At 72.9% G+C, this 6,150-nt stretch carries 4 protein-coding genes and 1 pseudogene; 3 read left to right on the top strand and 2 right to left on the bottom strand.

Annotation, left to right across the window (positions count from 1 at the left end):
- The 3 genes from ACIWQI_RS16060 to ccsB form a co-directional block, all read left to right on the top strand.
- Window positions 1-659 (top strand): cytochrome c biogenesis CcdA family protein (locus tag ACIWQI_RS16060; protein ID WP_396658957.1); only part of this gene is annotated, 659 nt, incomplete at its 5' end.
- Entirely contained in the window at window positions 640-2,388 is a 1,749-nt protein-coding gene (locus ACIWQI_RS16055) for a cytochrome c biogenesis protein ResB (RefSeq protein WP_396658956.1), read from the top strand. The genes ACIWQI_RS16060 and ACIWQI_RS16055, both read left to right, overlap by 20 nt.
- A gap of 10 nt (window positions 2,389-2,398) precedes the next feature.
- Complete coding sequence (gene ccsB, locus ACIWQI_RS16050; protein WP_396658954.1) at window positions 2,399-3,451, top strand: c-type cytochrome biogenesis protein CcsB; 1,053 nt, start codon at window positions 2,399-2,401, stop codon at window positions 3,449-3,451.
- A 13-nt stretch (window positions 3,452-3,464) separates the two neighbouring features.
- Here the strand turns inward: ccsB and ACIWQI_RS16045 are convergent, their stop codons facing one another.
- On the bottom strand, window positions 3,465-5,480 hold the full coding sequence (locus ACIWQI_RS16045) for a YhgE/Pip domain-containing protein (RefSeq protein ID WP_396658953.1): 2,016 nt from the start codon (window positions 5,478-5,480) through the stop codon (window positions 3,465-3,467).
- Window positions 5,477-6,150, bottom strand: a pseudogene (locus tag ACIWQI_RS16040) (MMPL family transporter); the annotation flags it as partial. The pseudogene ACIWQI_RS16040 and the gene ACIWQI_RS16045, both read right to left, overlap by 4 nt.

The following is a 6,150-nucleotide window of genomic DNA, read 5'->3' as shown; positions in this document are numbered from 1 at the left end:
GCCTCCCGGTCGTTGAGCGAGCCGAAGGCGAGACGAAACGCGCCGAGCGCGCAATGGTGGCCACCGAGGCTCCCGTCGCCACGCGCGGTCGGCTGCTGCTGGGCGTGCTGCTGTTCATCGCCGGGTTCACGGTCGTGTTCATGGCGCTGAACATCTTCGGCGGGGCGGTGGGGCGCTTCCTCTTCGAGTACCGCGACCTCATCACCCGGGTCATGGGCATCGTCGTGATCCTGCTGGGCCTGGTGTTCATCGGCGTGTTCGGGTTCGCGCAGCGCATCGCCCGGCCGCAGGTGCGCAGCAGTCTGGGCCTTGCCGGCGCCCCGCTGCTCGGGCTCGCCCTGGGCCTGGGCTGGGCCCCCTGCATCGGCCCGACCCTCGCGGTGATCCTCGGCATGTCCCTGGATTCGGGATCCGCCGCCCGCGGCGCGGTGCTCGGCCTCGCGTACTCGCTGGGCCTGGGCATCCCCTTCGTCCTCATCACCCTCGGCTTCGGGTGGGCGAGCCGCTCGGTCGACTTCGTGCGCCGTCACATCCGCGCGGTCAACCTCGTGGGCGGTGCCATGCTCGTCGTCCTCGGCGTGCTCATGGTCACCGGCGTGTGGGGCGCCCTGATGTCGCACCTGCAGGGGGTGTTCGCCAGTGTCCCGCTCCCGCTCTGAGAGCCCGGTTCCCGAGCGTGTCGAGGGGCCGCTGAGACCCGACGACTACGTCGGCGGTGCGTCATCCGAGCCGCCCGCCCCGGTCGACGCAGACGCCTCGAAGGTCACCCAGCCCGCGCTCGGTCCGGTCGGCTGGCTGCGCTGGGCCTGGCGGCAGCTGACCAGCATGCGCACCGCACTGGTGCTCCTGCTCCTGCTCGCGATCGCCGCCGTGCCCGGCTCGATCTTCCCGCAGCGCAGCGCCGACCCCAACGGCGTCAGCCAGTGGCAGTCCGACAACCCCGATCTGTTCCCCGTGCTCGACCGGCTCGGGCTGTTCGACGTGTACCTCTCGCCCTGGTTCTCGGCGATCTACATCCTGCTGTTCGTCTCGCTCATCGGCTGCGTCATCCCGCGCACGAAGCATCATCTCACCGCGTTGCGCGCCCGCCCGCCGCGCACCCCTGCGCGCCTGAGCCGCCTCGCCGACCACCGGGAGCAGCTGGTCGAGCTCGTCCCCGGCCGCGATGCCTCCGCCGACGCCGAGCGCGCGGTCGAACTCGCCGAGCGCGAGCTCAAGCGCTCCGGCTATCGGGTGGCCCGGTACGACGTCCGCGGCGCCTTCTCGGTCTCGGCCGAGCGCGGCTATCTGCGCGAGACCGGCAACCTGCTGTTCCACGTCGCGCTGCTGGGGGTGCTCGTCTCGGTCGGCATCGGCGGCGCCTTCACCTACACCGGGCAGAAGGTCGTCGTCGAGGGCACGACCTTCGTCAACGCCCTCACCGACTACTCGTCGTTCAACCCGGGTCGCCTCGTCGACGGCGAGAGCCTCGAGCCGTACTCGCTCACCCTCGACCGGTTCGACGTGACGTATCAGCCGCCGGACTCGAACGCCGCAGGGCAGGCGGGCGATTTCGCGGCGCACCTGACGACGCAGCTGGCCGGGGAGACCCCGCAGACCGGCGAGGTGCGCGTGAACCATCCCCTCAGCATCGGCCCCGACAAGGTGTACCTGATGGGCAACGGCTATGCGCCGACGATCACGGTGCGGGATGCCGAGGGCACCGTCGTCTTCCACGACTCGGTGCCGTTCCTGCCGCAGGATTCGCGGATGACCTCCATCGGGGTGATCAAGGTCCCGGACGGCCTGCCCGCGCAGCTCGGGCTCGTCGGGTTCTTCTACCCCACCGCGGTGGAGCTCGACACCGGTGCGCTCAGCTCCGTGTACCCCGACCTCGTGTATCCGCTGCTGACCTTCAACGTGTTCAGCGGCGACCTCGGCATCGACGACGGCGTGCCGCGCTCGGTCTATGCGCTCGACACCACCGACCTGACGCAGCTGGCAGGCGGCGACACCGGGGTCGACGCGATCCGGCTGCTGCCCGGCGAGACGGCCGACCTGCCCGGCGGGTACGGCACCATCACCTTCGACGACGTCACCGCCGACGGATTCGTCCAGCCCGTGAAGCGCTTCGCGTCGCTGTCGATCCACCACGACGCCGCCGGTCCCTGGGCGCTGGTGTTCGCGGTGCTGGCCACGCTCGGGTTGCTGCTGGCCCTGTTCGTGCCGCGGCGCCGCATGTGGGTCAAGGTCGTCGCCGACGGCCGCGCGCTGCGCGTCGAGTACGCGGGCCTGGCCCGCGGCGAGGATCCGACCCTCGGCGCCGCGGTCGACCAGCTCGCGCAGCGGCACGGCACCGCGCTCGCCGCCGATCTCGCCGCGTCGGGGGGTGCCGAGGCCCGCGCGTAGACTGGACGCCATGCCGCAAAGCCTCACGCTCGACGAAATCTCGGTGCTGCTGGTGTGGACCGCCATCGCGATCTACGCGCTGGCGTTCATCGCCTACGCCGTCGACCTGTCGAAGCGCTCGGCGCTGGCGGTGTCGGCCCGCGACACCCGCGACGCGCGCGTGCGCGAGCCGCAGCTCGTGGCCGCCGGAGGCCGTACCGAGATCGGCGAGGCGCCCGCCGCCCCGGCCCGCGCCGCGGGCGAGATCACCTCGTCTGCGAGGCCGAGGTACGTCTGGGCGCGCATCGGCACGTCGCTGACGGTCCTGGCCTTCCTCTTCCACGTCGCCGGCGATGTCACCCGGGGAATCGCCGCCGAGCGTGTGCCGTGGTCGAACATGTACGAGTTCTCGCTCACGGGCACCATGCTCATCGTCGCGGTGTACCTCGCCGTGCTCTTCCGCTACGACCTGCGGTTCCTCGGCAGCTTCATCACGGGGCTCGTCGTGCTGCTGCTGGGCGGGGCGACCCTGGCGTTCTACGTCGAGATCGTCCCCCTCATGGACCCGCTCAAGTCGGTGTGGCTGGTCATCCACGTCTTCGTCGCATCGCTGGGCACCGCGTTCTTCGCCCTCGCGTTCGCGCTGTCGGTGCTGCAGCTCATGCAGGCGCGACGAGAGCGGAAGTCCGTCCTGGCGGCGGCGGATGCCTCAGGCGCCGGCGAGGCCGCGCAGGTCCGCACCGGCCCGCGCTTCCTGCGCACGCTGCCCGGATCGGACAGCCTCGAATCGCTCGCCTACCGGTTCGCGATCATCGGGTTCATCCTGTGGACCTTCACGCTCATCGCCGGCTCGATCTGGGCCAACGACGCCTGGGGCCGGTTCTGGGGCTTCGACACGAAGGAAGTGTGGACCTTCGTCATCTGGGTGCTGTACGCCGGCTACATCCACGCACGCGCGACGCGCGGCTGGCGCGGCACCCGGTCCGCATGGCTGTCGATCATCGGCTTCGCCGCGGTCATGTTCAACTTCACGATCGTGAACATGTTCTTCAAGGGCCTGCACGTCTACAGCGGCCTGAGCTGATCCGCCCCGGCGACTATGCGGCGGCGGGTGCCGCCAGCAGCGCCCGCGCGCTCGTCGTGCGCCGGCGCACCACGGCCAGGACCGTCGCGCCGAAGGCGAGCACGCTCCAGATGAGCATCCCCGCGACGCCCGCCCCCACGCCGCCCGCGGCGGTCAGTGCCCCCACCATGCTGTTGTAGGCCGGTGCCGTCGGCAGGATCCCCGCGACAGCAGCGAGCACCTGTGGCGCTGTCGAGACGATGCCGGTGGCGACGGCGAGCACGCCGACGAGGGTGGCGATCCAGCGCCCGGCGCCGCCGAACACGGCGACGAGCGCCTGGTTGACCGCGGCGAACGCCACGCCGGCGAGCACGCACACCGCGGCGAAGCCCCACCAGGTGCCGGCGTCGTATGAGGCGGCCAGCTGCACGACGCCGGCCACGAGCGCGCCCTGCACGGCGCCGATGGCGGCTGCCGGCCACAGGCCGCGCAGCGCCAGCAGCGCAGACGGCCGCCGCGAGGTCAGCGCGCTGCGCGGCACCGCCTGCAGCGCGATGTACGACGCGATGCCGCCGAACCACAGGGCGACCATCGCCAGCAGCGGGATCGCGGATGCACCGAACAGGTTCGTCCCTGCACCGTCGGCGCCCACCGGCGTCGTGACGACCTCCGCGAGGCTCTGGGCCTCGTCGTCGGTGTACGACGGCAGCGAGTCGGATGCCTGGTGCAGCCCGCTCGCGAGGGTGTCCGAGCCGCCGGCGAGCTGCTCGACGCCCGAGGCCAGCGCGTCCGCGCCGTCCGCTGCCCCGGCGGCGCCGGAGGCGAGACCGGACGCGCCGGACGCGATGCCCGAGGCCCCGTCGGCGAGCTGCCGCACGCCGCCCGCGGCCTCGGATGCGCCGCCGGCGAGCGCGTTCATCCCCGCGGACGCCTCGCCGAGTCCGGCGGCCATCTGCTGCAGCCCGGCGCCGAGGGCCGGGAGCTGGGCGAGCCCGCCCACGCCGTCGGCGATCGCCTGCGACTGGCCGATCATCCCGGTGACCTGAGGGAGCGCGTCGTTCGCCTGCGCCGCGACCTGCTCCAGCGCCGCGCACAGCTCGGCGGACCCGCCCTCCTCGGCGCACGATGCCGCCAGCGCGGAGAGCCTGTCCGCGGCATCCGTCACCGTCGCCTGGATCTGCTCGCTGTTCGCGGCGAGACCCTGCGCGGCGTCGACGACCTGCTGCGGGATCTGCGGAGCCTGCGCGAGTCCGTCGGCGATGGGCGTGAGCTGCGACGAGATCGTCGCCACGCCGGATGCGGTGCGCCGCGCTCCCGCGGCCCACGAGTCCAGTCCGTCCGCGGCCGACGCGGCACCGGCCGCCCAGGTGCCGGCGCCGCTGCTGAGCTGTCCCGCACCCGAGGCGAGCTGACGCACGCCGTCTGCGAGCGAGATCGTGCCGTCGGCCGCCTCGCGCGCACCGTCGGCCCACGTCGAGGCGCCGTCGGCGGCCTCGCCGAGCTGGTCGCCGAGGGTCGTGAAGCCGAGGAACACGTTCTCGAGGTAGGCCTGGGAGAGTCCGTCGCCCATGAGGGATGCCGCGGTCCGGGTCACCTGCGCGGTGATCGCGTCGTCGACGACGAGTGCGTCGGGGGCGGTGCGCACCTCGATGGTCGCCTGCTGAGGGGTCTGGCCCGGCCGGGTGGAGGTGGCGGCCGCGGAGAAGTCGGACGGAATCGTGACGACTGCGGAGTAGGTGCCGTCTGCGAGGCCCGCTGCCGCGTCCTCGGTGTTCGAGATGGTCCAGGTGAGATTGCTCGCCTCGTCGTCCGAGCCTGAGACCAGGCCGGCGGTGAGCTGGCGACCGAGAGGGATGTACTGCCCGTCGATCGTGACCGGCTCGTCGTCGTTGACCACGGCTGCCGACACCTGCTCGAGCCGCTCGACCGGGTTGTACAGGGCGGCCACGAGCAGGCCGCCGATGACCACCGGCAGCAGGACGACGCCGACGATCGTGATCCAGGTGATGGGCCGGCGCGCACGGGCGCGCTCGATGGGGATGCGGGTCATGCTGTCACCTCGGTGGAGAACGGGAGTCGGGTGCGCAGGGCGAGGGCCTCCACGCCGGGGCGGTGCGCGTCGGCGAGCAGCGCCAGGGCGGGCCCGTCGCGGCGCGCGGTGGCCACGATCGTGAGCGCGGGGATGCGGGATGCCGCGTCGCGCAGCACCGCGGCGACCTGATCGCGGTCGGCGGTCTCGACCGCGTCGAGTCCGTGGATCACGACGATGCGCGTGCCGCCCGCGAGCGCGCGGCGCACCTCGGCGGCCGGGTCGGCGGGGGCGTCGGCGGAGTCGCCGGAGCCGGCGACACCGCCCAGCAGCGCGAGCCCGACGTGGGCGCGCACCCATGCGCCGCGCGCCGGCAGCAGATGGCCGCCGACCCGCAGCCGGCCGTCATCGGTCTGCAGGCGGCCCGATACGGCCAGCGCGAACGCACGGGTGGCGCGCGTCTCGCCCTCCACGAGCAGCGTGCCGCCGTGGACGACACGGAACGAGGCATCCTCGAACAGCGCGACCTCGCCGGCGTGCCGGCCGCCGTCCGCACGCACGGCCACGTCGTCGCCGGCCAGCGCGTACCGGTCGCCGTCCTCCGGCCAGGACGCCAGGGCCAGCTCGCGCTCGACCGCCTCGCCCTCGATGTCGAAGTGGGGGAGGATGCGGTCGAGCCAGCGCGGCATCC

The sequence above is a fragment of the Microbacterium sp. genome, from assembly GCF_044508325.1.
Taxonomy (GTDB): domain Bacteria; phylum Actinomycetota; class Actinomycetes; order Actinomycetales; family Microbacteriaceae; genus Microbacterium.
This window is presented reverse-complemented; position numbering and strand designations above follow the sequence as displayed.